This is a genomic window from Pseudohongiella sp. SYSU M77423, assembly GCF_029911965.1.
Classification (GTDB): Bacteria; Pseudomonadota; Gammaproteobacteria; order Pseudomonadales; family Pseudohongiellaceae; genus Pseudohongiella.
Window position 1 is genome coordinate 328,279 of the sequence record NZ_JARYTH010000001.1, and the last position, 25,747, is coordinate 354,025.

Genomic DNA, 25,747 nt, shown 5'->3' on the forward strand with positions numbered 1-25,747 from the left:
ATAAACAAAAAGCCCACTGTAGCTCGCGCTGCAGTGGGCTTTTTGGTGGTGTGGCCGAACTATTGTTCAGTCACGGGTCAGGCTGTCACTCCGGCAGAGCCAGGGCAGTCAGTGTGCCGCCTGTCTGCAGTACGACGTACTGTTTGCCTTCGTGCTGGAAGTTCATCATGCCGTAGCGGCTGATATCCGGTGTTTCCACCTTGCCCAGCTGCTCGCCAGTTTCTTTATCAACCGCGAACAGTGCAGGCGTGCCGTCGCTCATGGTGCTTGAATACATCAGCATGGTGTCGGTCACTGTCATCGGAGCCACTGTGCCGGAGCCAGTGTTGCCAATGTCGATGCCTTCCAGGGCTGGATGATTCTTGATGCGATCAGGCGTTTCACCCACAGGGATCCACCACTTGTGATCGCCAGTGTTCAGGTCGATCGCAGTGATGCGGCTGAAGGGCGGCTTGAACAGTGGCAGACCCTGTGGTCCACGCACCAGTGCCGGACGCAGCGCAGCGTACTGAGCGAAGGTTGTACCTGTAGGCAGTTCCAGCATGGCGTCACGCTCTTGCGCAGGTGCCATGATGCGGTTTGTACAACCTTTACGGGAAGTTACAAACAGCGTGCCAGTGGTTGGGTCGCCGGCCGCCGGGCCGTCGATGTTCACACCACCGATGTCACCTGGACACCACAGTGAGCCTTGCAGACCCATGTCGTTGTCACGGTGCAGTGGCGGCTGGAACAATGGACCAATTTCAAACTCGGAGATCGCTTCGATCGCCTGCTGACGCAGTTCCGGTGTGAAGTCGATCAGGTCGTCGTGAGTCAGACCCTGCATGTCGTAAGGTGCTGGTTTGGTCGGGAACGGCTGGGTGGCCGACAGGACTTCACCTGGCATCTTGGACTGCGGTACCGGACGATCTTCGATTGGCCAGATTGGCTCACCGGTTTCGCGGTTGAACACGTAAGTGAACGCCTGCTTGGTGACCTGAGCCACAACAGGAACTGTGCGACCGTTCTGCTGAACATCCAGCAGTACCGGAGCCGTCGGGGTGTCGTAGTTCCAGACGTCCTTTTTAACCAGCTGGTAGTGCCATACGCGCTCACCAGTTGATGCGTTCAGTGCGATCAGGCTGGTGCCGTACAGGCCATCACCCTGCAGGTGACCACGATAGAAGTCGATGGACGGGCCATTGGTCGGGATGTAGACCATGTCCAGTTCCGGGTCGGCTGCAATCGGTGCCCAGGAGGAAATCTCACCGGTGTAGGCACGTGGATCTTCGATCTGGTTGCCGTCGCCATCCTTCCAGGTATCCCAGCCGAATTCGCCGCGATCAGGAATGATGTTGAAGGTCCAGGTGTGCTCGCCAGTCTTGGCATCAAAGCCCAGAATGTCGCCTGGGATGTTTTCGTAACGGGTCTGGTTGTAACCCTGCTCAGCAGAGTTACCCACTACCACTGTGCCATTGACGACGATGGGCGGAGAAGAGGCCGTGATGTAACCTTCTTCCAGCGGAATACCGTAGTATGGGTCAAACTCGTAACCATTGGCTTCGGCCAGGATCTTCTGCAGATCCACAACGCCTGTCTCAGGGAAGCCTTCAACGCCAATCTCGTGACCAAAACCTTCCAGCGGAGCACCAGTCTTGGCGTCCAGCGCTGTCAGGAAGAAAGCCGGGCTGATGATGTAGATGACGCCACGGCCATCCACTTCTGCATAACCAACACCCTTGCCGTAGTCTTTACGCATGGAGTATTCGTGACGGAAGGTGTGCGGCTCACGGTAGGACCAGATGGTCTCACCGGTTTCCGGATCGATCGCTACAACGTGGCGACGATCACCGGCGACGGTGTAAAGGACACCATCGATGTAACTGGGAGTAGAACGACCGCTGCTGGCCTGGAAGCTTGCGCCATCCCAGACCCACGCTGTCTGAAGGGATTCAAAGTTGTCGCCATTGATCTGGCTGGCTGGCAGATAACGGGTGTGGTCGTAGTCACCACCCAGAGTCAACCATTCAATCGATTCCTGTGCCGACACCAGCGCAGGCGACGCCAGGGCCGCACAGACGGCTGCGGACAGCAGGCCGGACAGCACAGGCTTGCGAACAAACCCACCTGCCAATTGCTTATTTTTCATCTTCACTTGCACTCTCCTCATCAAGCCGAAAACAGGATTCTGGCTTTTGTGGTTTTCTTTTATCCCCGTTGTTCATCGGAGCCTTTCCGCGCCCGACCAGAAACCCAGCCGTAAAGCCCCCCTTCTTAAGGCTTACTGACTCTGGCCGATCATTGCAGTGTTCAATGACAGGAAAGGACTTCAGAGAATACCGCAGAGTATGCCGCAAGTCCACAAACGCAGAGTCTGCCTGCCTTACATGGATTTCGACAGATCGATTTGCTAATTTATCTGCTAATCCCATTCAATGGTGCAGGAATCCGATATGACCCCCGAAACTCCCTCAGATGTTTTTCTCAAGCTGCGCAACCTCACACTGGGGGACTACCCGCAGCTCGCCAAGTTGATGGAGGCTGTTTACCCGGATATTGGCGGAGCCTGGCCGGAGTCGTCCATCAAACGCCTGATCAATGAATTTCCCGCCGGTCAGATTGTCATTGAGGACTCTGGCCAGCTGGTCGCCGCCGCCCTGACCATCTGCTGCAACTATGACCGTTTCAGCCGTCAGCACACCTACGAGGACCTGATCGGCCGTCGCGAGCACATGAAGCACGACCCGAACGGCGATGCGATGTATGGCATGGACCTGTTTGTCGACCCTGAATACCGGGATCTGCGCCTGGGCCGGCGCCTCTACGATGCCCGCAAGGACATCTGCCGCGACCTCAACCTGCGCGCCATCCTGGCTGGCGGCCGCATCACCAACTATCACAAATATGCCGACGATATGTCGCCGATGGAGTATATCGAGGCGGTTGACCACAAGGACATCCATGACCCTATCCTGAGCTTTCAGCTGGCCAATGATTTTGAGGTCAAACGCCTGCTCAAGGACTACAACCCGCAGGATGAAAAATCACAGGGTTACGCGACGCTGCTGGAATGGAACAACATCCTCTACGAACCGGAAAACCGCGATCTGAGCCAGCGCCGCAAATCGGTGGTGCGTGTCGGCATATTGCAGTGGCAGATGCGTCTGACCAAGTCGTTTGATGACTGGGTATCGCAGGTGGAGTATTTCGTCGACACCTTTGCCGACTACCAGGCAGACTTTGTGCTGTTTCCGGAATTCTTCAACGCGCCGTTGATGGGCCTGGGTGACCAGAGCAATCAGTTCGAGGCAATCCGCTTTCTGTCTACATTTGCAGAAAAAACCATTGAGACCCTGTCGGAATTTGCCATCACCTATAATATCAACATCATCGCAGGCAGCATCCCGGTGATGGAGGATGAAAAGCTGTTGAACAAGGCCTACCTGTGTCGGCGCGACGGTACCGTAGACGCGCAGGCCAAGCTGCATATCACACCACACGAACGTCGCGACTGGGTCATCGACGGCGGTGACAAACTGAAGGTATTTGATACCGATGCCGGCCGTATTGGTATCCTGATCTGCTACGACGTGGAGTTCCCGGAGCTGTCGCGCCTGCTGGCCAAACAGGGCATGGACATTCTGTTTGTCCCGTTCTGGACAGATACCAAAAACGGTTTTCTGCGCGTTCAGCGCTGCGCCCAGGCACGCGCCATCGAGAACGAATGTTACGTTGCTATTGGCGGCAGTGTCGGCAACCTGCCTCAGGTCCATAATGTGGATATTCAGTACGCTGAGTCGGCGGTTTACTCACCGTCGGATTTTGCTTTCCCGCATGACGCCGTGATGGCAGAAAGTACGCCAAACACCGAAATGGCACTGGTTGCCGACCTGGATCTGGACAAGCTGGTACAGGTCCGCCACGAGGGCTCAGTGACCAACGCCAAAGACCAGCGCAACGATCTTTACGAGATACGCTGGCTGGGTGAAGGCCCCGGCGTCGAGAAAGTGTAAGGCGCCTTACCTTACTCAGCAGCCACAGCGGCGGTGCTATCCACCTGCTCTACATGCAGTGTGTAGTCGCCCGTCGCTGCGGGCTCAAAGGTGTTAACGTAGACCGAGTAAAACGGATAGGTGGCGGTCAGCACGATCTGCGAGTCTGTGGTGTCGTCCTCGAAGTCGTCATTCTCATGCTGAAGCAGTACGTCCTGGCAGTATCCCACGCCAATCAGCAGATAGCTGTCGAAGTCAGTTGAGCGCAGTGTGAAGCTGTACGACTCTCCCTCAGTAGCCTCGAACTGAAAACAGTCAGCGTGAGTACCATCACTCATCATGGGGTGATCGCTGTTCAGCGCACCGCTGTGTATTTCGTCCAGCAACAGTCCGGTGCCACTATAGTCGATACCGGCAACAATCGGATCAGCTTCAGCAGCTGCTGACTCACTGGCATCAGTTTCCTGCGCTGAAGCGTAGCCCGCCATCAATGCCGCGGCAAAACAGACAGGTGCCAGACGACGCCTGGATGCGATTACAAACATGGATAAGTTACTCCTGAACTGATCAAACTTTACTCAGCATATCACGCAGCGCCTGCAGGGCATCGGCCATAACTGTGTCGAATTGCCACGGCGGATTCACCACCAGCATGCCGGATCCATGCATGCCGAACTCCTCGGCCTGCTCACCCACCACCCACTCGACAACCTGCGTTTCCAGTTGCTGACAAAGCTGTGACTTCAGCCACTCGCTGCGGTCGCGGGTTTTGCCCAGCATCGGATACCACAGTACCAGCACACCCGTTTGCCAGCGCCGGTTGACGCTCAGCAGGCTTTTGACGGCCTGCTGATAATCCCGCTTGTCTTCATAGGCCGGGTCAATCAGCAGCAGACCACGTTTCGGCTCTGGCGGCACCAGCCCTACCGCGCCTTCAAACCCGTCCCGGTGGTGAATACTCACTCGCGCATCACGCCCCATGTTCTCGCGCAGAATGTCGATCTCGGTGGTGTGTAATTCCATCAACTGTGCACGATCATTGTCGCGCAGCTGAGACTGGATAATCGCTGGCGAACCCGGGTAGTAAACTGGCGAGTCGCCAGTATCGACAGGGTTGCTGGCAGCCACCAGCTCCAGATAATCACGCAGCAATGGGTTATCACAGCCATGCTGCCGCCACGCCTCCCACAGGGGCAGAATGCCTGTGCTTGCCTCGCCGGTTTTGCGCGCCTGATCGCCGTCAAGGCGATACCAGCCGGCGCCGCTGTGCGTATCAATACAGCAGAATGGTTTGTCCTTTTTGTGCATTTGCTGCAGCAGCGCCAGCAGCACCAGGTGCTTGAGAACATCGGCATGATTGCCAGCGTGAAATGCGTGACGGTAACTGAGCATCAGTGGTTCAACATCAAGTCGGGATTGATTGGCGTTAAAAACCGGCATCATAGAGTAAATGGCGCTGGATTCGTAGTATCATGCGCCGCTATGAGATCACCCGAAACCGCCTCCGCTGCCTCCTACGCCTGGTTTGCCACCTGCGCCAAAAGCCTTGAACCCCTACTGCAGGATGAGCTGCAGTCGCTGGGCGCACAGGATATTCGCCAGACGGTGGCCGGCGTGTACTTTTCCGGTGCTCTGAGCACCGCGTACCGCGCCACCATGTATTCACGCATCGCCAACCGGGTGATCGTGATCCTGGCCGACCTGCCGGCGGCTGACGCCGAGCAACTTTATCAGGCAGCAGACAGCATCGACTGGCTGCAGCACATGCGCGCCTCGCACAGCTTTGCCATCAGCGCTTCTGGCACCAATCGACTGCTGCGCCACACCCAGTTCATCGCGCAGCGCGTCAAGGACGCGGTGGTTGACCAGTTTCGCGCATCGGGCCAGCAACGCCCCGACGTCGCCAAGCAGTCTCCTGACATCCGTATTCACGCCGTTCTGAAAAAAGACCGCGTGCTGCTGGGCATCGAACTGGCCAGCGGCAGCCTGCACCGCCGCGGCTACCGGGTTGAACAGGGTGATGCGCCCATGAAAGAAACTCTGGCCGCCGCGCTGCTGATCCGCGCCGGCTGGCCAGCGCTCTCGCAAGCGCCGCAGCCGGTCATTTACGACCCCATGTGCGGCGCTGGCACCCTGATCATTGAGGCAGTACTGATGGCCATGGATGTGGCGCCCGGCCTGCTGCGCGCCGACGGTTATTCTCGCTGGCTGCGCCATGACCAGAGCGCCATTGATGCGGTTCGCAAAGAGGCGGAGCAACGCCGTGATGCCGGCAAGACCTGGGCAGGCCAGGCGCTGGGCAGCGACCAGGATCTGCGGGCACTGGGTATGGCCCGCCGCAATGCGGAGCGAGCCGAAGTCTGGGACCACATTGAATTCAGCTCACACACGGTAAGTGAAGCCGTGGTAGAGATGCCTGTTACGCTGCTGATCACCAATCCGCCCTATGCCGAACGCCTGGGCGAAGACGCTGAAGTGATGACGCTTTATCAGCAGCTGGGCGGCCTGATCAAGCGCAACGCCATGGGTGCTCAGGCAGCCGTTTTCACGGCGCGACCCGAGTGGGGCAAGCTGCTGGGCATGCACAGTCATCGCCAGTACGCATTTTTTAACGGCCAGCTGCCTGCCAAACTGCTGCTGTTCAACGTCAATGATGACGCCATCTATCAGCGCTCGGCGCCAGCCGTCGACAGTGCCAATCAGGTCACCGAAGCAGCACTGGATGACGGCGGCCAGATGCTGGCCAATCGACTGCGCAAGAATCTGAAAAACCTGGGCCGATGGGCGCGTCAGCAGCAGATAGAAAATTACCGGCTGTACGACGCTGACATTCCTGAGTTTGCATTCGCCATTGATATCTACGTGGACGAGCAGCAACAGGTCCATGCGCACGTGCAGGAATACAAACCGCCTGCCACCGTCAATGAGGCCGATGCCGCACTGAGGCGGCGTCAGGCATTGCTGGCCGTGCAGCATGTGCTGTCACTGCCCGCATCACGTGTCAGCATCAAAGTACGCGAACGGCAGAAAGGCAAGCAGCAGTATCAGCCACTGCAGCAGGATGCGGAAGATATCGTTGTCAGAGAGGGCGAGGCCAGATTGCTGGTCAACCTGCACCGTTATCTGGACACCGGCCTGTTCCTGGATCATCGCCCGATTCGTCGCTACGTGCATGAAAACGCCAAAGACAAAGAGGTGCTTAACCTGTTCTGCTACACCGGCTCGGTAAGCGTGCAGGCAGCGCTGGGCGGCGCCAAGCGAACAGTCAGTGTGGATCTGTCCAGGACCTATCTGAGCTGGGCGCGTCGCAATCTGGCGCTGAACGAATTGAATCTGTGGCAGAACGAACTGGTCGAGATGGACTGTATGGTCTATCTGCAAAAGTGCCGGCAAAGTTTCGATATGATCTTTCTGGATCCGCCGACCTTCTCAAACTCGAAAAGCACCAGCAATGTGCTGGATATCCAGCGAGACCATGTCACCTTGATCGAGCAATGCATGCAGCGGCTGCGGCCTGGCGGCGTGCTGATATTTTCCAACAACATGCGCCGCTTCAAACTGGATCCCTCGGTCACTGAAAAATACAGGGTCGAGGATTACACCGCGCGCAGCCTGGACAAGGACTTTGCCCGGAATGCGCGCATACACCAGACCTGGCTATTGCGGGCCTGATCGCTGCGCTTGCTCCAACCGCTCCGTCAAATCCTGGTGCAGCGATCGCCGCAGCGAGTAAGCCATAAACACCAGCAGGACGCAGAATGGGAAACCCAGCGTGGTGATCACGTTCTGCAGCGCATCCAGACCACCACCCAGCATCAGTGTGCCAGCAATTGCACCCAGCAGGAATGTCCAGAAAATGCGCTGACGCACCAGGCTGGGCTGTATGTCATTGCGTGAAAGCTGATCCACTACCAGCGCGGCCGAATCGGCCGAGGTTGTCAGGAAAACCACGATCACTATCAGGCTTATGCCCGACATCAGCGTCGGCAGCGGGAAAGTTGCCAGGAAATCGAATAGCGCGATAGCAACGTTATTTTCCACCTGGGTTACCAGATCGATTCCCTGATTCAGTTCCTGATCGATAGCCGCCAGACCAAACACAGAGAACCACACCAGCGTGAATGCCATGGGCGCCAGCAGTGCGCCAAGTACAAACTGCCTGATGGTGCGCCCGCGTGAAATACGCGCAATAAAAATGCCTACATACGGTGCCCAGGAAATCGTCCATGCCCAGTAGAACACCGTCCAGCTTTGCTGCCAGCTGGTGCCCTGGTACGCCTCCGTCCAGAAGGCCATCCACGGCAGGTTCTGCATGTAATTGCCAAAATTCTGCACAATGCCAGAGGTGATAAACAGCGTCGGCCCAGCCAGCCAGACAAACAGCATCACGATCAGCGCCAGTACAATATTGATTTCAGAAAGCCGCTTTATGCCGCGATCCAGCCCCAGCGCAACAGAGACAGTGGCTATGATGGTGATAACGGCCACGATGACGATTTGCGACATTACACCTATTGGCACGCCAAACACCACATTGAGACCGCTATTTAATTGCAGCGTACCCAGGCCGACAGAAACCGCCACTCCAAACAGCGTGCCCAGTAGCGCGATGATGTCGATGGTCCAGCCGATAGGCCCGAAAATACGATCACCCAGCACCGGATAAAACACACTGCTGATGCGCATTGGCAGATTCTTGCGATAACTGAAGTAAGCAATCGCCAACGCTGGGAGTGTGAAGATTGTCCAGGTGTGCAGGCCGAAATGGTAGAGCGCCACATTCATGGCATGTTTGGCAGCGTCCACCGTTTGTGGCTCGATACCTGCCATGGGCGGATTGGCGAAGTGTGATAGTGGCTCCGCCACCCCCCAGAACATCAGGATGGTGCCGATACCTGCGGCAAACAGCATCGCAAACCAGGTCTCGGTGCTGTACTGCGGAGTCTCTTCATCTGCACCCAGGCGAATACCGCCATATTTGCTGAAGGCAATCCAGATCAAAAAAATCAGCAGCCCGGACACACTTGCTACATAAAACCAGCCGAAGTACTGGAAGGTGAAACTACCCACCAGGCCAAAGGCATATGCAAACGGCTCGTGGAACGGAATGGCGAACGCCACAAACACAATCGCGATCGCGGCAGCCGTGACGAATATTTGCGGTATCGCATTCAGTCCCAGCCTGTTGCCCAGACGCTCAAACATTCCGCCCTCCTCTTTAGATTGTTATACCAGCTCCGCCAGCAAGGATTTTTCGTAGGTTTTCAGGCTGCCTGCCTGCCCCTGAGTGATCAGTTGCACCCAGTTCGGGTTGGCAATCAGGGCACGGCCAACAGCCACCAGATCAAACTCGTCGGCATCCAGACGCTGCAGCAGCTCCTGAATGTCTGCCGCATCGGCCTGACCGCCCTGGAAGGTTGTAATGAATTCTTCATTAAGGCTGACACTGCCGACAGTGATAGTTGGTTTGTTGAGCAGGCGACGTGTCCAGCCGGCCAGATTCATGCCGGAACCTTCGAATTCCGGCTCCCAGAAACGACGCTGACTGCAATGGAAGATATCCACGCCTGCGTCGGAGATTGGTTGCAGCACTTCTGCCAGCTGCTCCGGCGTTTCGGCCAGTCGCGCGTTGTAGTCCTGCTGCTTCCACTGCGAGAAACGGAAGATGATGGGGAAATCCTCGCCCACCTCCGCACGGATCGCCTGGACGATCTCAACCGCAAACTGACTGCGTTTGGCGCGCGAACCGCCGTACTGGTCACTGCGCTGATTCAGCCCTTCCCACAGAAAGTCATCAATCATGTAGCCGTGCGCGCCGTGAATTTCCAGCGCATCAAAACCAAGCTTTTTGGCGTTACCACCGGCTTCGCCAAAGGCTTTGACGATATTGTCAATTTCGGCTGTTGTCAGTGGCTCACCCACTTTTTTGCCGGGCAGCGCATAACCGGATGGTGTCGCGCTGGGGAAATCAGGATACGGACCTGTGCCAGGCTTGCGCGCACAACCGACATGCCAGAGCTGGGGAGCGATCTTGCCGCCAGCCTTGTGGACGGCATCCACTACCTGCTTCCAGCCGGCCAGCGCTTCATCGGTGTGGAAATTGGGGATTTTGCTGTCGAAGGAAGCAGCCTTGTGTCCGACCGTAGTACCTTCAGTGATAATCAGACCCACATCGCCTTCGGCGCGGCGTCGATAATAGTCAACCACCAGCTGATGTGGCACACCGTCTGGCGAAAACTGACGTGTCATGGGCGCCATAACAACGCGGTTTTTCAACTGTAGCTTGGGGCTTTCGAAGGGTTTCAGCAAAACATCCAGTGAAGCATTCGACGACATATTTTCTTTTTCCTGTGAATTGAAAACAAAAAGGGCCGCTCCTGTCAGGAAGCAGCCCCTTTGTATACGTACTGCTTGTTTAATCAGCCTACCATAGCGGCTGGTCAGGCTGATTTCAACAATTTACTCGGATGGTAGATCCGTGTAGGAGAAGTAACCAATGAACATCTCCTCCCAGCTCTGCAGGCCACCGTATGCCGTTACGGTAGGATCAGGCACACCCGGGTTGTACTCGGAGTTGTCAAACAGACCCTCTACCACTACGCGCGAGCCAGCCGGAATGACCATGGGCTCGTCCATGCGGTAAGTGGGCTGCCAGGCAAAGTTGTAGTTGGCAACGTTGATGATGTCTTCCTGCGTGTTGTCAGGATAGATCACGCGGGCTGCCATGGACTTGCCACGGTAGTGCATGTGCGCACGGAAGCCGTACAGCAGGATGTCCTCTTCAAACACGTGAGTTGCTGCCATTTCGTGCTCCATGGCACCCGGCGGAATCACGATGTTCTCAGTACGGTTACCGGGAGACACTGAGTAAGTGTGGAACTCCAGGTTTGGCTCCTCGTCATCCTCATAAAACCACAGACCGACACGGGTGTTGTCGACAGTCTCCTGGCCGAATGAGGTGTAGTGGATGCTCATGCGCAGCGCGGAATCTTCAGGCACCCGAATACCAGTACCTGCCGGAAACTCGGTGGCGTATTCCTTACCAGGCGCATAACCTTCCAGGAACTCGCGACGCGGATCATTGACCGCCTCGTCGATCATGCCTTCTTCCTGGGGTTCATCAGCGACGACATAGGACAACAGGTGGTGCAGAACTCGTTTGTCGCCCGGGATAAACTGAACCGCTTTTACCCACTTCTCCTCGCCAAACTCCAGAGGAATTACCGAGTCGATATAGTCGATAACACCTGTGGCAGGCACGGTGAAGCTGGGGACATCGATAACAACGTCCGGCTCGGCCCCGTTATACTGCCACTCACTTTGTGGCGGCTGTATCTGGGTTAATGGGTCAACTCCCGCATCAGCTACGACTGCCCAGCTCGAGGCCAGCAGCATTGCAGCAGTCAAACTCGTTTTTTTCATTGTCACTGCTCCTGTCGTTGGAAATGGAATATCACTCGACCTTGATCGTATGCCACAAAACAGTGCGGCTCAAGCTTTGAAATCAATGCTTTGCAACAAAGTGTTACCACAAAAAAATGGGGCGCGCTGATTGACAGCACGCCCCATTCCTTTGCTAAGCAATTGATTTAATTGGGCACGTCTGTGTACGAGAAGTAACCAATAAACATTTCTTCCCAGCTCTGGGGACCACCGACGGCCGGTACGGTCGGGTCGGGGTTGCCAGGGTTGTACTCGGAGTTGTCAAACAGACCTTCCACAACCACGCGGGAGCCTGCCGGCAGAACCATTGGCTCGTCCATGCGGTAGGTAGGCTGCCAGGCAAAGTTATAGTTGGCCACGTTGATGATCTGCTCCTGGGTATTGTCAGGATAGATCACGCGGGCTGACATGGATTTGCCGCGATAGTGCATGTGCGCACGGAAACCATGCAGGACAATGGCGTCCTCAAACACATGGCTGGCCGCCATTTCGTGCTCCATGGCTCCCGGCGGAATGTGCAGCCGCTCGGCACCATTGGCGGACACTGAGTAGGTGTGGTATTCCAGCTCGGGCTGGTCATTCTCATCAGCAAACCACAGACCCACACGAGTGTTGTCGACAGTTTCCTGGCCGAATGATGTGTAGTGGATGCTCATACGCAGCGCAGAGCCCACAGGCACTTTGATGCCAGTATTTTCAGGAAATTCAGTGGCATATTCCTTACCAGGCGCATAGCCTTCCAGGAATTCGCGGCGCGGGTCGTTGGATGCTTCATCAATCATGCCTTCGTTGTTGCCATCATGGGCCACAACATAAGACAGCAGATGGTGCAGGACGCGCTTGTCGCCAGGAATGAACTGCACGGCCTTGACCCACTTTTCCTCTTCGAATTCGAGAGGAATCACCGAGTTGATGTAGTCGATTACACCGGTGGCAGGTACAGTAAAGCTGGGCACTTCGATAATCTGGTCAGGATTGGAACCGTCATAGGTCCATTCGTTTGACGGTGGCTGGATCTGTGTCAGGGGATCTACACCTGCGTGCGCCTGAACTCCCCAGGCGGCAGCCAGCGCAAATGCAGCGGTCAGGCTTTTTATTCTCATTTTCCTTGTCCTCGTGCGGGAATTTTGTGTTCTGCACACAAACTACCTTGCATTAAGGCCGACTCTAAACCACAGATTCCAGTAAAGCAATAGTGTTAAAGGGGACGGAGGGATTTAGCAAGCTAAATCCCTCCGTCCCTTTAGGCCCTCTTGGGTCCCTTAACACAAAAAAAAGCCGCCCTAAGGCGGCTTTTTTTGATGCTTGTCAGCGCATTATCAGTTACGCGGTGAGCCAGCATTGATCCAGTGTACGAGGATCTGACGTTCTTCAACCGGCATGTTGCCTGCGTTGATCCAGGTACGGACCGTGGGGTCGACCTGCATCGGAGGCATACGCTTGGTCATGAGAACCTCTTTGATCATCGGGCTCCAGCCCTGAATCATCATGTGGCTGTTCATGGCAAATGGACCGATACCGCCTTCAACGTGACAGCCAACGCAACGCTCGATCAGGATCGGCGCTACTTCAGTTTCGTAATCAGGCGCTTCTGCCTGGTAACGATCACGCATCGGGAATTCAAGTGCACAGCCTTCGGCTGCCTCAAAGTCCACATTTACGGTTTCCATCTGACGGCTGTCAGCGCCGTCGGCCAGAACGGCTTCCAGCACAGTGCCCAGCTCGTGACGCGCCCACTGAGCGGGCATCGGGCCACGGTACAGAACATTCATACGAACCGGATCCACTACAACCACCTGACCGGCTTTATCGATGCCCAGGGCATCAGCAACGAGCTGGCCGTCGTCATCCATGATAGGGAAGTCATAATTCCAGACTGCTTCCTCGGCACGGATGTCATCACGCTCGTCTTCCACTGATGAATTGATCATCAGGAAGCTCACGCCACGGTGGTCGAAATTGGTACGCAGCTGCTTGTAGCGCGCGATGTTTTCCTGGTTGGCGGTACAACCTGCCTGCTGGGAAACGATCACGACTGCTTTATTGAACGCATACTTGCTCAGCTGGTGGGCCTTGCCCGTATTGTCGATCAGGTTGAAATCGCCAACCCGATCCGCTGCTTGAGCGTTGAAACTGATGGCAGCCGCTACTGTGAACAGCGCCAGCAACTTTGATGTTTTCATGGTGAACTAACCCTCATTCTCTCTCTGGATATTTCTGCGGAACACTTGCGTCAAATACGTCACTAACGAAACGCCCTGCAACATATTATTGTTTTGATAACTTATTGGTCACAATACTACAGGATTGCAGATAGGCAAGGATACTACAGTTTGCCTGTCCGAATCTTAATCTGGCGCAAACTTGAGGCGCTATTCAGATTCACGTCGCCCGCGCAAAACCAGATAAGACTGACAAACAAAAGGGGCCGCTTCTCAGGGAAGCAGCCCCTGGTGTTGTTGTGCTGCTCTATCAGTTACTTGCTACTGCCAACTTAGTCGTTGGTGGTGTAAGAGAAGTAACCAATGAACATTTCTTCCCAGCTCTGCAGACCACCCATGGCATCCACGGTTGGATCCGGTACACCAGTGTTGTACTGAGAGTTGTCGAACAGGCCTTCAACCACTACGCGAGAACCAGCAGGCAGAACCATTGGCTCATCCATGCGGTAAGTTGGCTGCCACGCAAAGTTGTAGTTAGGGATGTTGATGATCTCTTCTTCAGAGTTGTCCGGATAGATCACACGTGCTGCCATGGACTTGCCACGGTAGTGCATGTGAGCACGGAAACCGTACAGAGTGATCTCATCTTCGAACACGTGAGTCGCAGCAGACTCGTGCTCCATGGCACCCGCAGGAATCTGGATCTGATTCATCGGAGTGGCCACTGAGTACGTGTGGTACTGATACTCTGGCTCATTGTTTTCGTCAGCGAACCACAGACCAACACGGGTGCTGTCAGTAGTTTCCTGGCCGAATGAAGTGTAGTGAATGCTCATGCGCAGAGCTGAACCTTCAGGCACGTAGATACCAGTGTTCTCAGGGAACTCGGTGGCATATTCCTTACCAGGCGCGTAGCCTTCCAGGAATTCGCGACGTGGGTCGTTTACAGTCTCGTCCAGCATGCCGTCGCCAGCGTCAGGCGTATCAGCAACAACGTAGGACAGCAGGTGGTGAAGAACGCGCTTGTCACCTGGGATGAACTGAACAGCTTTCACCCACTTGTCTTCGCCGAATTCCAGCGGGATTACAGAGTCGATGTAGTCGATCACGCCAGTGGCAGGAACGGTGAAGCTAGGTACGTCAACAACGTAGTCCGGCTCTGATCCGTCGTGGAACCACTCGGCAGTTACTGGCTCAACCTGGGTCAGCGGATCAACGCCGTCCTGGGCATAAGCCTGGAAGCTGACTGCAGCTGCTGCCGCAGCCAATGCTGTCATCGTGAATTTTTTCATAAGGAATTCCTCCCGCAGGTTTAAGCGGTTGCACGTCTGTCGGGACCATTCCCGCCAACATCTTCCGCCATACTGTCTTACACAATACGTTCTTTCTTGCTCTTGTGATCAGTCGTCACGACTGTCTTAATTCTGCAAACTGCATCGGTTACAGTGTTAAGCATTGGCGATGATGCTAAACCAACTTTTTCCGGTAGTACAACGATTGCCACTGCATTTTTGCAACAAAGTGTGTCGAGTATACGCTCTGTAATTTTGCTACATCCCTTGTCAATCAAGCGTTTCCGGGTATGGTAGACATGTCACCAGCCCCGTGTCGACTTGCCCTTCAGCCACGCGTATGATGGCTCTACACAATATATATCGGCCGCTGAAGGCCAATCATTAATCTGTGTTTTCAGGCAAGGTCGGCGGAGGAGCTGATGCTGCGAACCATGACACGCAATCCTGCCCGAATATTTCACTGGCTGGCCACTTCAGTGGCAATTCTGGCCCTTGTTGCCGTTTTTGCTGAAGTCGAACCTGTCAACGCTCAGGATACCAGTGTCCGGGCAAGCATCATTCAGGTTGCTCTGGACGGGCCCGTCGGCCCAGCCAGCGCAGACCATATTATCCGCGCCATCGACCAGGCGGCAGAAAGCAACTCGCAACTGCTGATCATACAGCTAAACACTCCCGGAGGACTGGATGCGGCCATGCGCGACATGGTCAGCGCGATTCTCGCATCACCGGTCCCGGTGGCCACCTGGGTGGCGCCATCCGGCGCGCGGGCTGCCAGTGCGGGCACCTATATTCTGATGGCCAGCCACGTCGCTGCAATGAGTAATGCGACCAATGTCGGTTCTTCCACGCCAGTCTCTGCCGGCGGCTCGGGAGAAGACCTGGACGATAAAATAATCAACGATGCAGCTGCCTACCTGGAAGGTCTCGCCGAATTACGTGGCCGCAATGTGGACTGGGCTCGCCAGACGGTGACCGACGCAGCAAACATCAGCGCCACCGAAGCGCTGCAACTGGGCGTAATCAACCTGGTTGCCGATGACCAGCAGCAACTGCTCGCACAACTGGACGGTCGAAATATCGAAACTGAAGCCGGCCAGATCACTCTGAACACGCAGGACGCAGCAGTCGAGACAATCCATACAAACTGGCGATACGACTTCCTCAGCATTATCACCAATCCCAACATTGCCTATATCCTGCTGATGGTCGGTGTCTACGGCCTGATACTGGAGTTCTACAACCCTGGTGGCGGCATCGCTGGCACCATTGGCATCATCAGCCTGCTGGTCGGTGCCTACGCCCTGCAACTGCTGCCGATCAGTTACGCGGGGCTGGCACTGATCGTGATCGGGATCGCCATGATGGCCTTCGAGGTTATTACACCCACCTTCGGTGTGGCTGGGGTTGGGGGAGTGATTGCTTTTGCGCTGGGCTCCGTCATGCTGATGGACACCAATGACCCGGCCTGGCAGATATCGCTGTCACTGGTGGCGGCAATCACTGTAAGCACCGGCGCGCTGGTCGTTTTTGTACTCGGTGCCGCCCTCAAGGCGCGTAACGCAAAAGTAACCACTGGCGTGGAAGCAATGACCGGCGCATTAGCCATTGCCCGCGAAGATTTCGAGACACGAGGACACGTCCAGCTTCACGGTGAAATATGGCAGGCGGTCAGCAGAACACCTGTGCGAAAGGGAGATCAACTGCAGATTGACCACGTTGACGGACTAACACTACACGTCAGTGCGGCGCAGGCAGCGCCCAACGACACACATTCGAACCAGCATTAAGGAGGCATCATCATGGAAGTATTCAGCATGGCACTCATTGCCATTTTTCTCGGCCTGCTTTTCAGCACCTTCCGCATTCTCAAGGAGTACGAGCGCGGCGTGATCTTTATGCTCGGCCGTTATCACAAGGTCAAAGGCCCGGGCCTGATCATGGTCATCCCCATCATTCAGCAGATGGAAAAAGTCAGTCTTCGCACAGCCGTCTGGGACATCCCATCACAGGATCTGATCACGCGCGACAACGTCTCCGTCAAGGTCAATGCGGTACTGTATTTTCGGGTGACCGATCCCCAGAAAGCCATCATCAACGTTGAAGATTTCATGGAGGCCACCGGCCAGCTGGCCCAGACCACACTGCGTTCCGTGCTGGGCCAGCATGAGCTGGATGAACTGCTGTCCGAGCGCGAACGCATGAATGCCGACATTCAGGACATTCTGGACCAGCAGACAGACGACTGGGGCATCAAGGTGTCCAATGTCGAAATCAAGCATGTAGATATAGATGAGAGCATGATCCGCGCCATTGCCCAGCAGGCAGAGGCAGAACGCTCCCGGCGCGCCAAGGTCATTCACGCGGCCGGCGAGTTCGAAGCCTCACAGAAACTGGTTGAAGCTGCCCGCCAGCTGGCCTCGCAGCCAGAATCAATTCAACTGCGTTATTTGCAGACATTGACAGAAATTGCCGGCGAACAAAATTCAACTATTGTATTCCCGCTACCGATGAACCTGCTGGAATCCCTTAATCGCATGACTGGCAACAAACCTGATAAAGAATAATTCACGCAACACGCCCGCTGCAGGGCCTGACAGTCAGGGCTCTGCAGCAGAACACTTGTTCAATTGAAACCGGCTCATTATGTAGTATTACTACACAATCCTGCAGATACTGAGAAATCCCTGCCAGTTAACGACAGTTGTCTGCAATTTCAACGCAACTGTGTGGACTGTGCGCTGGATTTTAGCGGTTAATTACTATATTCTTCCGCACCTTGCCGACATGGATGGCACACCTCTGATTAGCAACTGCTGAGACTCCAACTGCTGACTAAGAATCCGGGAAACATGAAACAGACATCTGATACCAGCAAAACCAAAAAAACCACTCAATACGTCTTCAACTTCGGTAGCCAGACAGACGGCAATGCCAAAATGCGCGAGCTGCTCGGCGGCAAAGGCGCCAATCTGGCGGAAATGGCCGCCATTGGCCTGCCCGTTCCACCCGGCTTCACCATCAGCACAGAGGTCTGCACCTATTTTTATGCTCACGAGCGCAGCTACCCCAAGACGCTGAGCAAAGACGTTAAAAACGCCATCAATCTGGTCGAAAAGCAGATGAAGCGTGAATTCGGCAGTCGCGACAACCCGCTGCTGGTATCTGTCCGCTCAGGCGCCCGCGACTCCATGCCCGGCATGATGGACACCATCCTGAACCTGGGTCTGAACGACGAAACCGTCGAAGGTCTGTCCAACATCTCCGGCAACCCACGCTTTGCATGGGACTGCTACCGCCGCTTCATTCAGATGTATGGCGATGTTGTCATGGGTGTCCAGGCAGCCAATGAAGAATCCGAAGATCCTTTCCACGCCCTGCTGGACGACCTTAAAAAGTCGCTCGGCAAAGAGCTGGACAATGAGCTGACTGCCGACGAACTGAAGCAGCTGGTTGAGCGCTACAAGCTGCTGATCAGCAAACAGACTGGCAAGAGCTTCCCGCAGGATGTCTATGAGCAGCTGTGGGGCGCGGTGGGCGCCGTTTTCGGCTCATGGAAAAATGACCGCGCGATTCTCTACCGTCAGCAATACGGCATTCCGGCAGAATGGGGCACGGCTGTTAACGTACAGGCCATGGTGTTCGGTAATGCCGGCGACGACAGTGGCACTGGCGTGGCCTTTACGCGCGACCCGGCGACTGGCGAGAAAGTGTTTTACGGCGAATACCTGACCAATGCCCAGGGCGAAGACGTAGTTGCCGGTGTCCGCACACCCAAGGCCATCGCCGCCATGGCCCAGGAGCTGCCCAAGAATTTTGCCGACCTGGAGAAAGTCCGTGCACGCCTGGAGAAACACTTCAAGGATATGCAGGACTTCGAATTTACCATCGAAAATGGCCGCCTGTTCATTCTGCAGACCCGCAACGGCAAGCGCACGGGCCTGGCTGCGATTCGTATCGCCGTGGAAATGAACAAAGAAAAGCTGATCGACCAGAAAACCGCACTGCTGAAAATCCCGGCCGAGTCGGTTGATACCCTGCTGGTACCGGTGTTCGACGAAAAAGCACAAAAAGCCGCGCAGTTAATCTGCAAGGGCCTGCCAGCGGGTCCTGGTGCCGCCACCGGTCGCATCGCCTTCACTGCCGCACAGGCTGAAGTCGAAGCCCGCAAAGGCAACAAAGTTATCCTGTGCCGATCCGAGACTTCCCCGGATGACCTCAAGGGTATGCTGCACTCCCAGGGCATTCTGACCACCCGCGGCGGCGTATCCTCGCACGCGGCGCTGGTTGCCCGCCAGCTGGGTAAAGTCTGCGTCTGTGGTGCCGGTGACATCACCATCAACTACGAAAAGAAAACGCTGACTGCCAACGGTATCGTGCTGAAGGAAGGTGACTACATCTCCATCAACGGCACCACTGGCTCCGTTTACAAGGGCCTGATCGAAAGCGCGGACTCCGAGGTCAAGCGTGTTCTGGAAGGCACCCTGAAGCCCTCTCAAAGCTACACCTATGAGCTGTTCCAGACGGTCATGGACTGGTCTGACAAATATCGTCGCCTGCGTATCCGCACCAATGCCGATACGCCCGCCATGGCACAGCAGGCCGTAGCCTTCGGCGCCGAAGGTATTGGTCTGTGCCGCACGGAGCACATGTTCTTTGAAGGCAGCCGCATCGATGATATGCGCCAGATGATTCTGGCTGTCGATGGCGTGCAGCGCCGTGAAGCGCTGAAGAAACTGCTGCCAATGCAGAAAAAAGACTTCGTGGGCCTGTTCAAGGCCATGGCTGGCCGTCCTGTGACCATCCGTCTGCTGGATCCACCACTGCACGAGTTCCTGCCACAGGATGACGCAGTGCGCCGTCAGCTGGCCGACAAACTGGGTCTGCCACTGGAATTTGTAATTGACCGCATCAAGGCGCTGCATGAAGAAAACCCCATGCTGGGCTGCCGCGGCTGTCGTCTGGGTATCCTGTATCCGGAAATTACCGAAATGCAGGTGCAGGCAATATTCGAAGCCGTCGCCGAAATAAGCACTGGCAAAAACGCCATCGAAGTTCACCCGGAGATCATGATCCCGCTGGTAGGCTTCAAGGCAGAGCTGGCCGACCAGCTGTCCATCGTGCGTCGTGTCGCTGACGAAGTGATGAAGAAAAAAGGTATCAAGATCAAGTACATGGTTGGCACCATGGTCGAAGTACCACGTGCCGCGATCACGGCAGACGAAATTGCCGAACACGCCGAATTCTTCAGCTTTGGCACCAACGACCTGACTCAGACCACGCTGGGCCTGAGCCGCGACGACATGGGCATGTTCTACGACGAGTACCAGCAAAAGGAAATCTACTCCAAGAACCCGTTTGCCAGCCTCGACAAGACCGGCGTGGGCAAATTGATGCAGTTTGCTGTCGCCAACGGACTCAAGACACGCAAAGACCTGAAGCTGGGTATCTGCGGTGAGCACGCCGGCGATCCGGACTCGATCGATTTCTGCCACAATCTGGGATTGAACTACGTCAGCTGTTCACCACCCCGTGTACCGATCGCCCGTCTGGCTGCGGCGCAGGCGGCACTGCGCTCCGCGTAAGTCGCCAAACGGCCAAACAGAAAGGGCCGACCCGCTTAAGCAGGTCGGCCCTTTTTACATCTGAATCCCGGGTGGGTGAAAGCGGCTGACTGAAAGATGGTTCAGATGCTTTACCGGTTGAGCACCCCAGCCAGTACCTCACGGCTTTCCGCGGGCACGGCGACCAGATCGTCCTGTCCTGTCGAGCGCCACTCGGTCACGGGCGCAAGCTGATACTCACCAGTCACCCGAGCACGCGCATTACGCGATCTCGCCCGCCGCCCGTTGGCATCACGACTCACAAAGGCATACAGCTCGTAGTCAGCAGGCAGTGTCTCCAGAACATCCTCCATGGATTTGAAGGACAGCTCACCATCGTAGGTCAGTTCAAACACGACCACGGGGCGGTGCTGTGCCAGCGTTTGTGACAGCCCCCGCAGTGCTGGCTTCTCGAAACCCTCCACATCCATCTTGATCAGGTGGATTTTTTCCAGTTCCAGCGTTTCCAGAAAGTCATCCCCTTTCACCAGCTGCAGCTCACCAATCGGCTGGTTGCCCTTGGCGACCGAGCTCTGGTCAAAAGAGCCGATACCCTTGTTGCGCCCGGTCGGTGCATAAAATGGCAGCGAGGCGTTAGCATCGCTGAGCCCGACCGGATGGATAGCCACGTTTTCAATGTTATTTTTCAGAACCCGCGATACCAGCACATCGCGCACCGGCGGGTAGGGCTCGAAAGCATGCACGCGACAGGCGTGGTTGGACATGAAGAGCGTATGCTGACCGACATTGGCGCCGATATCTATAAAACAGCGGTCACCCTCGGGTACCAGGCTGGTCAAGGTATCACGCAGGAAAAACAGGACCGGTTTCTCGAATGCACCAAAATAGTAAACTGCATAGTCGATGTTGTTGTTCAGGTTGCCATCGTAACGCAGCCCGAAAAAATCTGCCTGAAACGGATAATCAGCATCAGCGCGGCGCGACAGCCGCTTGAACAGTGGCCTGTACCACTGTCGATGGCTGCCCTGACGCTTCCACAGCCAGCGCCCCAAACGATCGATCAGAGCCATACTAACTCACTCCATGTACTCATTATTCTTGTTCTGCGCCACACTGTGCACAAGACAACACATTAGTGCATGATACGGCTTTGACCCATTAAAAACAGCCCAATTTTGGGGATATCTAAAATCGGCGTTTTACCGCTGAGTGGCCTTTGCTACAATGCCCGGCATCACCCCTGCCACGGCTGAAGGAGAATGAACCCAGCATGAGCACTGAACTCACCAAAGTTGTCGATTTTTACCCGCCCGAAACATTCCAGCGCATGAAAGCACTGGCTGACACCAAGGAAACACCCTTTGTGGTGATTGACCTGCAAACGATCAGTGAGCATTACGACACTTTATGTGAGTTTTTCCCTTACGCTTCGGTTTATTACGCGGTCAAGGCGAATCCGGCCCCCGAGATCCTGACGCTGCTGCGTGACAAGGGTTCCAACTTTGACGTGGCGTCCATTTACGAGCTGGACAAGCTGCTGAACCTGGGCGTGTCGGCAGACCGTTGCAGCTACGGCAACACCATCAAGAAAAGCAAAGACATCCGATACTTCTACGAGAAAGGTGTACGCATGTACGCCACTGACTCGGAAGCTGACCTGCGCAACATCGCGCGCGCCGCTCCAGGCTCGCGGGTATACGTCCGCATCCTGACCGAAGGCAGCCATACCGCCGACTGGCCATTGTCACGCAAGTTTGGCTGTCATACCGACATGGCCATCGATCTGTTGATCCTGGCCCGCGAGCTGGGTCTTGAGCCCTATGGCATTTCCTTCCACGTCGGTTCGCAGCAGCGCGACATCGGTGTCTGGGACGCGGCAATTGCCAAGGTCAAAGTGATCTTCGAGCGTCTGCGCGAAGAAGATGGCATCGTGCTGAAGATGATCAACCTTGGCGGTGGTTTCCCGGCCAACTACATCATGCGGGCGAACACGCTGCCCACCTACGCCGAAGAAATTACCCGTTTTATTACCGAAGACTTTGGTGATGAGTTCCCGGAAATCATTCTGGAGCCAGGTCGTTCACTGATCTCCAACTCGGGTATTCTGGTGTCTGAAGTGGTGCTGATTTCACGCAAGTCGCACACTGCCCTGCACCGCTGGATCTTTACCGATGTCGGCAAGTTCTCCGGGCTGATCGAGACGCTTGACGAAGCCATCAAGTTCCCGATTTATACCGAGAAAGGTGGTGAGGCCGAAGAAGTGATTATCGCCGGCCCTACCTGCGACAGTGCTGACATCATGTACGAGCAGTACAAGTACGAGCTGCCTCTGAACCTGGCGACCGGCGATCGTATGTACTGGTTCTCGACCGGCGCCTACACCACCAGCTACAGCTCGGTGGAGTTTAATGGATTTCCGCCACTACGCTCGTATTTCGTCTGACAAATTCACTGAAGTCGTCGCCGGGCAACGGCGGCGAAATGTGATATCCCTGCAGGTAGTCGCAGCGGTGGTTTCTCAAGAACGCCGCCTGCGACTCCGTCTCAACTCCTTCAGCGACCACCTTGATACCCAGCTTGGAGGCCATCAGCAGAATGGTTTCCACCAGAGTGGTTTCCGTGGCATTGCTTTCCAGATTCTTGACAAAGGATCGGTCAATTTTGACAGATGAAACCGGGAAGCGACTGAAGTAGCTCAAGCCGGAATAGCCTGTGCCAAAGTCATCAATGGCGATACGCACACCAGCGCTGTCGATGTCGGCCAGCACCTTGCTGATGCCCGCAGTCTCGTCTACCAGCACACGTTCCGTGATTTCTATAGTCACCGCGACGTTGTGGCTCATCTGCAGCTCACGCAGCCAGTCCTGTGCGTCGTCATCACGCATATGCAACAGCCTTGGTGATACGTTGACAGACAGACTGACAGCCCTGCCCAGCTGACCGTTGAGTTCGCGAATGAACTTCAGCGACTTGCGCAGCACCAGCAGATCGATCCGGTTTATCAGGCCCCGCTCCTCGGCAATGGCAATAAAAGCGCCAGGCGTCACCCAATTACCATCTTCCCGCTGCCAGCGCACCAGGGCCTCACAGCCACTGACATAACCACTGTCTGCATCAACAACGGGCTGATAGAACACTTCCAGCTCGTCATTGTCTATTGCGGCCACCAGCTCATTAAACAGACGGTGCTTCTGTTCGGACTCCAGCTGCATGGCAACGGTATAAAACTGCCAGGTATTGCGACCGGATTTCTTCACCTCGTACATTGCCTGATCGGCTTTGATCACCAGCGTGTCGGCATCGTCACCGTCATCAGGGTAAAACGAGACACCAATACTGACACTGCAATAGATCTGACGCTCATCAATGCGGAACGGTTTGCGCATATTGGCGACCATTCTGTCCGCAACGCGGGACACCACCGAGGTTGAGAATACGTCCACCAGCAGTGCGACAAATTCATCGCCACTGTGTCTGGCAACGGTATCCTCGGCCCGCACACACGATTTAATGCGACGTGCCGCCTCAACCAGAAGTTCGTCGCCGGCATCATGCCCCAGATTGTCGTTTACAGATTTAAAGTTATCTAGATCTATAAATAATACAGCGATCCGCGTGCTACGGCGCTGTGCCTGCAGCAGAGCGTTCTCAAGCCGGTCGATAAATAATGAGCGGTTAGGCAGTTCGGTCAGCATGTCATAGTTGGCCTGATACTCAACCAGCTGGTCTACCTTTTTCTGTTGAGTGACATCCTGCACCGCGCCCAGCAGCACGCGTTCGTTGCCATCCAGCTGTGCGACCTCAGCTTTTATCTGGAACCACAGCACCTCCCCATCCTTGCGATGTACTTCCAGCTCCTGATCCAGCCGGTGCCCCAGCTGCAGTGCCGAATTCAGATAGTGCAGCAGGCTCTGCTGACTGGTGCGATCCAGCGTATGACAGAAAGTATCCATGTCGACTTCATTTCTGTCATCGGGCAGTTCCATCATTTCACAGGTCCGAGCCGACAGCTCAGTGAAGACGCTGCCGGTCCAGCACCAGCCTCCGACCCGGGACACATTTTCTACCGCGCGCAGAAAGCGCTCGTTACTGAAGATGATATTGCGCAGCTCCTGATTCTGTAAGGCATGACGGTGACGCAGAATCAGGAACACAGACAGCAACAGGAAAATCAGCACACTGGCCGCTCGTAAGGCTGAAATCTCGGCGCCACTGACAGCAGGTCGTGTCGGTATGGACGCCAGCTCCCAACGGCTGCCTCCGGCGATAATCGGGACGATCACTGCGTCATTGCGGTTGAACACAACTGAGTCACCCCAGAAGGGCTCGCTGGAAGTAAATCCGTCGTTGCCGCGAATCGCCAGCTGCATGCCTGGCGTGGGGTTGTTCAGGCCCGCCTGTTCGTAAATGGCATCAGCCAGTATCGGCGCCGACACAATGCCCCATAGCCGTTGGCCACCGCCATCCTCGACATAAACCGGCGCACGACCGATGAATGCAACACCACCCTGCACCAGATTGACTGGCCCGGCGATCACCATGGCACCGCCGCGCACAACCCGCAGCACGGCATCGCGCTGATCCATCTGCTGGCGATAGTCCAGTCCGATGACGGCCTCATTGCCAGCCAGGGGATAAACGTGTGTGACCACCAGGTCGGGAGCCACCGCCAGATTGACCAGACTCGACTCACGCGCCATGATCGTTCTGGCATAGGTTTCAAATTGAAGGGGGGTGTACTCTGGATAGGCTGAAATGAATGCGGCAAGACCATTTACCAGAGACAGATTGTTGGTCAGCGTGCTTTCAAGTTGATAGCGCACAACGCTTAAACGGTCAGTCAGGGTTTCGCGCTGGGCCAGTTCACGTTGCTGGACTAATCGCAGTTCCGCATACACATGCAGCCCCAGCACCAAAAGCGCCAGGGCGAGCCATGACAGCAGCAAGGTTCGATCATCGAGCATTGAACGGAACTCAGACCACCACTTTTTCACCATCGGCGTCCTGTATGTCGACCGTTACGGGGATACCACGCTTGACGCTCTGCGTGACCACACAATAGTTTTCAAACACTGGCAACACCTTGTCCAGCGACTGGTACTCGCTTGCCGCCTTGCCCAGCTTCAGCGTTACAGCAAGCGAAGTGATTCTGAGGTAGTTATCGACCCTTTCGGTGGTTCCTGTAACGGTGGCATGCAATTCACCAGGGGCTTCTTTACCGAATTCGCCAAAATCTATTTCGAAGACGTAGTTTTCCAGCAGACGCATTTTGACCGAAATGGAACTGCTCATCACATGACTCCGCTCTGAAAGGC

18 protein-coding genes are annotated in these 25,747 nt (G+C 55.6%); 6 read left to right on the top strand and 12 right to left on the bottom strand.

Annotated elements, in window-relative coordinates; all coding sequences use genetic code 11:
* Positions 1-85: 85 nt before the first annotated feature.
* A complete protein-coding gene (locus QGM61_RS01475; RefSeq protein ID WP_281132064.1) occupies positions 86-2,128 on the bottom strand; it encodes a PQQ-binding-like beta-propeller repeat protein in 2,043 nt (680 codons plus the stop codon).
* Positions 2,129-2,432: 304 nt separating this feature from the next.
* Between QGM61_RS01475 and QGM61_RS01480 the strand changes: the two genes are divergently transcribed.
* Positions 2,433-3,992 (top strand): bifunctional GNAT family N-acetyltransferase/carbon-nitrogen hydrolase family protein, encoded by a 1,560-nt coding sequence (locus QGM61_RS01480; RefSeq protein WP_281131602.1) that lies wholly within the window; start codon positions 2,433-2,435, stop codon positions 3,990-3,992.
* Positions 3,993-4,003: 11 nt separating this feature from the next.
* Here QGM61_RS01480 and QGM61_RS01485 read toward each other — a convergent pair whose 3' ends face one another.
* Positions 4,004-4,516 (bottom strand): hypothetical protein, encoded by a 513-nt coding sequence (locus QGM61_RS01485; protein WP_281131603.1) that lies wholly within the window; start codon positions 4,514-4,516, stop codon positions 4,004-4,006.
* 22 nt (positions 4,517-4,538) lie between these two features.
* Positions 4,539-5,414, bottom strand: a complete 876-nt coding sequence (locus QGM61_RS01490; protein ID WP_281131604.1) for a 23S rRNA (adenine(2030)-N(6))-methyltransferase RlmJ — start codon at positions 5,412-5,414, stop codon at positions 4,539-4,541.
* Between the two features lie 39 nt (positions 5,415-5,453).
* Between QGM61_RS01490 and rlmKL the strand changes: the two genes are divergently transcribed.
* Complete coding sequence (gene rlmKL / locus QGM61_RS01495; protein WP_281131605.1) at positions 5,454-7,643, top strand: bifunctional 23S rRNA (guanine(2069)-N(7))-methyltransferase RlmK/23S rRNA (guanine(2445)-N(2))-methyltransferase RlmL; 2,190 nt, start codon at positions 5,454-5,456, stop codon at positions 7,641-7,643.
* On the opposite strand, the gene QGM61_RS01500 is transcribed toward rlmKL, so the two are convergent.
* The 6 genes from QGM61_RS01500 to QGM61_RS01525 form a co-directional block, all read right to left on the bottom strand.
* Positions 7,629-9,176 (bottom strand): BCCT family transporter, encoded by a 1,548-nt coding sequence (locus tag QGM61_RS01500; protein ID WP_281131606.1) that lies wholly within the window; start codon positions 9,174-9,176, stop codon positions 7,629-7,631. The two genes, rlmKL and QGM61_RS01500, sit on opposite strands and share 15 nt — an antisense overlap.
* Before the next feature lie 21 nt (positions 9,177-9,197).
* Positions 9,198-10,307, bottom strand: a complete 1,110-nt coding sequence (locus QGM61_RS01505; protein WP_281131607.1) for an NADH:flavin oxidoreductase — start codon at positions 10,305-10,307, stop codon at positions 9,198-9,200.
* A 123-nt stretch (positions 10,308-10,430) separates the two neighbouring features.
* Positions 10,431-11,393, bottom strand: coding sequence for a hypothetical protein (locus QGM61_RS01510; RefSeq protein ID WP_281131608.1), 963 nt, complete (start codon positions 11,391-11,393; stop codon positions 10,431-10,433).
* A gap of 167 nt (positions 11,394-11,560) precedes the next feature.
* Positions 11,561-12,517 carry a hypothetical protein gene (locus QGM61_RS01515; protein ID WP_281131609.1) on the bottom strand — a complete coding sequence of 319 codons (957 nt, stop codon included), beginning with the start codon at positions 12,515-12,517 and terminating at the stop codon, positions 11,561-11,563.
* A 216-nt stretch (positions 12,518-12,733) separates the two neighbouring features.
* The gene (locus QGM61_RS01520; protein ID WP_281131610.1) at positions 12,734-13,597 is read right to left on the bottom strand and encodes a redoxin domain-containing protein; all 864 of its coding nucleotides are present in this window, start codon (positions 13,595-13,597) and stop codon (positions 12,734-12,736) included.
* Between the two features lie 311 nt (positions 13,598-13,908).
* On the bottom strand, positions 13,909-14,868 hold the full coding sequence (locus QGM61_RS01525; RefSeq protein ID WP_281131611.1) for a hypothetical protein: 960 nt from the start codon (positions 14,866-14,868) through the stop codon (positions 13,909-13,911).
* Positions 14,869-15,290: 422 nt separating this feature from the next.
* Between QGM61_RS01525 and QGM61_RS01530 the strand changes: the two genes are divergently transcribed.
* The 3 genes from QGM61_RS01530 to ppdK all read left to right on the top strand — a co-directional run bounded on the left by QGM61_RS01530 (position 15,291) and on the right by ppdK (position 20,453).
* A complete protein-coding gene (locus QGM61_RS01530; RefSeq protein WP_281131612.1) occupies positions 15,291-16,658 on the top strand; it encodes an NfeD family protein in 1,368 nt (455 codons plus the stop codon).
* A gap of 12 nt (positions 16,659-16,670) precedes the next feature.
* Positions 16,671-17,435 carry a slipin family protein gene (locus QGM61_RS01535; RefSeq protein WP_281131613.1) on the top strand — a complete coding sequence of 255 codons (765 nt, stop codon included), beginning with the start codon at positions 16,671-16,673 and terminating at the stop codon, positions 17,433-17,435.
* Between the two features lie 285 nt (positions 17,436-17,720).
* Positions 17,721-20,453, top strand: coding sequence for a pyruvate, phosphate dikinase (gene ppdK / locus QGM61_RS01540; RefSeq protein ID WP_281131614.1), 2,733 nt, complete (start codon positions 17,721-17,723; stop codon positions 20,451-20,453).
* 110 nt (positions 20,454-20,563) lie between these two features.
* Here the strand turns inward: ppdK and QGM61_RS01545 are convergent, their stop codons facing one another.
* Complete coding sequence (locus QGM61_RS01545) at positions 20,564-21,502, bottom strand: FkbM family methyltransferase (RefSeq protein WP_281131615.1); 939 nt, start codon at positions 21,500-21,502, stop codon at positions 20,564-20,566.
* 200 nt (positions 21,503-21,702) lie between these two features.
* Between QGM61_RS01545 and QGM61_RS01550 the strand changes: the two genes are divergently transcribed.
* A complete protein-coding gene (locus tag QGM61_RS01550) occupies positions 21,703-22,875 on the top strand; it encodes a type III PLP-dependent enzyme (protein ID WP_237133147.1) in 1,173 nt (390 codons plus the stop codon).
* Here the strand turns inward: QGM61_RS01550 and QGM61_RS01555 are convergent.
* Entirely contained in the window at positions 22,838-25,429 is a 2,592-nt protein-coding gene (locus QGM61_RS01555) for an EAL domain-containing protein (RefSeq protein WP_281131616.1), read from the bottom strand. The genes QGM61_RS01550 and QGM61_RS01555 overlap by 38 nt on opposite strands.
* On the bottom strand, positions 25,407-25,724 hold the full coding sequence (locus tag QGM61_RS01560) for a hypothetical protein (protein ID WP_281131617.1): 318 nt from the start codon (positions 25,722-25,724) through the stop codon (positions 25,407-25,409). The genes QGM61_RS01555 and QGM61_RS01560 overlap by 23 nt, the downstream gene beginning before the upstream one ends.
* Positions 25,725-25,747: the final 23 nt, after the last annotated feature.